The 3,645-nt window shown below is 68.4% G+C and carries 2 protein-coding genes; one reads left to right on the top strand and one right to left on the bottom strand.

Annotated features, from left to right (window positions below):
• On the bottom strand, window positions 1-707 hold a 707-nt coding region (locus HMPREF1136_RS10140), incomplete at its 3' end, for a M20/M25/M40 family metallo-hydrolase (protein ID WP_034505834.1).
• Between the two features lie 225 nt (window positions 708-932).
• Between HMPREF1136_RS10140 and valS the strand changes: the two genes are divergently transcribed.
• Window positions 933-3,645, top strand: a 2,713-nt coding sequence (gene valS / locus HMPREF1136_RS10135; RefSeq protein ID WP_009649253.1) for a valine--tRNA ligase, incomplete at its 3' end; no start/stop codon positions are given.

Raw genomic sequence — 3,645 nt, 5'->3', positions numbered from 1 at the left:
GCGCTCACCTGGGCGAGCCGCTCAACGGCGCTCGTGCGGCCCAGCGGCACCGAGCCGTGGCCCGCGTCGCCGCGGATGTGCAGGCGGCGCTGGGCGGCGCCTTTTTCGCCGACGACCACGACAACGCTGTCGCCTCCCCTACGCCCGCGAATGTGGGCACCGCCCATCTCGGACAGGGCCGCGTCCCACGGGAAGGCGTCCGGCCGGTTGTCGCCGATCCACGGGACGCCCAGTCCTCCTCGTGCTTCCTCGTCGGCGGCAGCCACGAACGCCAGGGAACGGGCTGGAGGCTCACCTTTCTGAGCGCGGCGCGCGACCTGGCGGGTCACGACGGCCATCGCGGCGGTCAGGTGGAGCATGTCGACCGTGCCGCGCCCCCACATGACGCCGTCCTCGATCTGGGCGCCAAAAGGATCGCGCGTCCACTTGGCCTCGTCGACGGGCACGACGTCCGTGTGCCCCACGAGGGTGAGCGGCGTGCCGTCACTGCCGGGTTCCGATCCTTCGAGGGTCACCACGAGGGTCGTGCGCCCCGGATGCGGAGTGATCCGCTCGATAGACACGGGCAGGCCCGCGAAGAACTCCTCCAGCAGATCGGCGGCACGCTCCTCCCCGCCCGAATCGGCGGTCAGGTCATTGACGCAGCCCAGGCGCACCAGGCGCGCCAACAGGTCCACGGTCTGCTCGCCCAGCGATTGCGTGCTCACGGTGATCCCCTTTCCCGAGGAGGCCTCGTCCCGGCTCCCCTGTGTGACACCCACGGTATCCCCGCGCGCTCGCGCTCTCCCGGGGAGAACGCACAGGGGACTTTTGTAACGGAGCGTGTGAGCAACCCGCACCCGACGCGTCGGCGCTGCGTTGGACCCGCGCACCTGCACAAAAGTACCCTAGTGGGGCAAACAGTCCACGACTCGGATGGAGACAACTCAATTATGGCCATGAACACCCGTGCGCAGGCACCTCGCGTGCCCGACCGCGCCGCCCCCGAAGGCCTCGAAGCGAAGTGGGGTGAGGCCTGGGAGGACCAGGGCACCTACGCTTTTGACCGCACTGCGACGCGCGAGCAGGTGTACTCGATCGACACTCCCCCGCCGACGGTGTCCGGCTCCCTGCACATCGGCCATGTGTTCTCCTACACGCACACCGACGTCGTGGCCCGCTACCAGCGCATGATGGGCAAGTCCGTGTTCTACCCGATGGGGTGGGACGACAACGGCCTGCCCACCGAGCGCCGCGTGCAGAACTACTTCGGCGTGCGCGTGGACGCCACCCTGCCCTACGACCCCGATTTTGAGCCCCCGCACGTGGGCGGCGACGGCAAGTCGATCAAGGCTCGCGACCAAAAGCCGATTTCCCGTAAGAACTTCGTGGAGCTGTGCGAGCGCCTCACCGTCGAAGACGAGGCTCAGTTCGAGGCGCTGTGGCGCTACCTGGGCCTGAGCGTGGACTGGAAGCAGAACTACCAGACGATCGGCGCGCGCGCCCGCAAGGTCGCCCAGGCCGCGTTCCTGCGCAACCTGGCGCGCGGCGAGGCCTACCAGGCCGAGGCACCGGGCCTGTGGGACGTCACCTTCCAGACGGCGGTCGCCCAGGCTGAGCTGGAGAGCCGCGAGTACCCGGGCTTCTACCACCGCCTGGCCTTCCACATCACTGACGCCGAGGCCGCCGCGAAGGCTGCCGCGGCCGGCGCGCCCGTCGAGGACGGCGTGGACGTGTGCATCGAGACGACGCGTCCCGAGCTGCTGGCCGCCTGCGTGGCCCTGATCGCCCACCCGGACGACGAACGCTACAAGCCGCTGTTCGGCACGACGGTCGCCTCCCCCGTGTACGGCGTCGAGGTGCCGATCCTGCCTCACCCCGAGGCAGAGATGGACAAGGGCGCGGGTATCGCCATGTGCTGTACCTTCGGCGACACGACCGACATCGACTGGTGGCGTGACCTGGAGCTGCCGCTGCGCGCGATCCTGCGCAAGGACGGCCGCATCATCACCGAGACCCCCGAGTGGATCACGACCGATGCGGGCCGCGCGGCTTTCGAGGAGATCACCGGTAAGACGACGTTCTCCGCGCGCGAGGCCGTGGTGGCCGCCCTGCGCGAGTCGGGCGAGCTGAAGGGCGAACCGACCAAGACGATGCGTCAGACCAACTTCTTCGAGAAGGGCGACAAGCCTCTCGAGATCGTCACCTCGCGCCAGTGGTACATCCGTAACGGTGGGCGCGCGTGGACGAACCCGGCCTCGGGCAAGGATCTGAACGAGGAGCTGATCGGCCGCGGCCGCGAGCTGGAGTTCCACCCCGACTTCATGCGCGTGCGCTATGAGAACTGGGTGAAGGGCCTGAAGGGCGACTGGCTGGTGTCCCGTCAGCGCTTCTTCGGCGTGCCGTTCCCGCTGTGGTACCGCGTGGACGCGGACGGCCAGGTCAACTACGACGACATCATCACCCCCTCTGAGGCCGCTCTGCCGGTCGATCCGTCGACGGACGTGCCGGAGGGTTACACGGAGGAGCAGCGCGGCGTGGCCGGCGGCTTCGTGGGCGAGCTGGACATCATGGACACGTGGGCGACGTCCTCGCTGTCCCCGCAGCTGGCCTGTGGCTGGCTGGATGACGAGGACCTGTTCGCTCGCACGTACCCGATGGATCTGCGCCCGCAGGGCCAGGACATCATCCGTACGTGGCTGTTCTCCACCGTCGTGCGCGCGGACCTGGAGTTCGGTGCGCTGCCGTGGAAGCACGCGGGCCTGTCCGGCTGGATCCTGGATTCGGACCACAAGAAGATGTCCAAGTCTAAGGGCAACGTCGTAACCCCCATGGGCATCTTGGAGAAGTACGGTTCGGATGCCGTGCGTTACTGGGCGGCGTCGGCTCGCCTGGGCCTGGATGCGGCGTTCGACGAGCAGCAGATGAAGATTGGTCGCCGCCTGGCGATCAAGGTGCTGAACGCGTCGAAGTTCGCGCTCACGATGGGCGGCGAGGGTGCGGCGATCGATCTAGATCCGGCGCTGGTGACGGTGCCGCTGGATCGCTCGGTGCTGGCGGCGCTGGCCTCCGTCATTGACGAGGCCTCGGCTGCCCTGGCGTCCTACGAGCACTCTCGCGCTCTCGAGGTCACGGAGTCGTTCTTCTGGACGTTCTGCGACGACTACCTGGAGCTGGTCAAGGAGCGCGCCTACAACCGCGATGGCGCGTGGGACGAGGCCTCGGCCGCGTCTGCCCGTGCGGCTCTGGCGATCGTTATTGATAACGTTGTACGCCTGCTGGCCCCCTACCTGCCGTACGTGACGGAAGAGGTGTGGAGCTGGTACCGCGAGGGCAGCGTGCACGTCGCGCCGTGGCCGGTCGCTTCCGACCTGGCTGGCGTCGAGGGCGATCCGAAGGTGCTGGAGGCCGCGTCGTCTGCTCTGATCGCGCTGCGTCGCGTGAAGTCTGAGGCGAAGGTGTCGCCGCGTACGCCGTTCCTGGCGGTGACGGTGCGCGCCCCGCAGGCTCAGGTGGAGGCCCTGGAGTCCGTGAAGGGCGACCTGGAGGCCGCCTCGAAGGCTGTGGGTGCCCTGACCGTGGCTGCTTCCGACGACGCTGAGGCCACCGAGGCCGTGGTCGAGTCCTTCGAGCTGGGTGAGGCGCCGGCCAAGCGCAAGAAGGCCT

It is taken from the genome of Actinomyces sp. ICM47 (genome assembly GCF_000278725.1).
Lineage (GTDB): Bacteria > Actinomycetota > Actinomycetes > Actinomycetales > Actinomycetaceae > Pauljensenia.
Note: the sequence above shows the minus strand (reverse complement) of the source record. Positions and strands in the feature narration are given on the sequence as shown.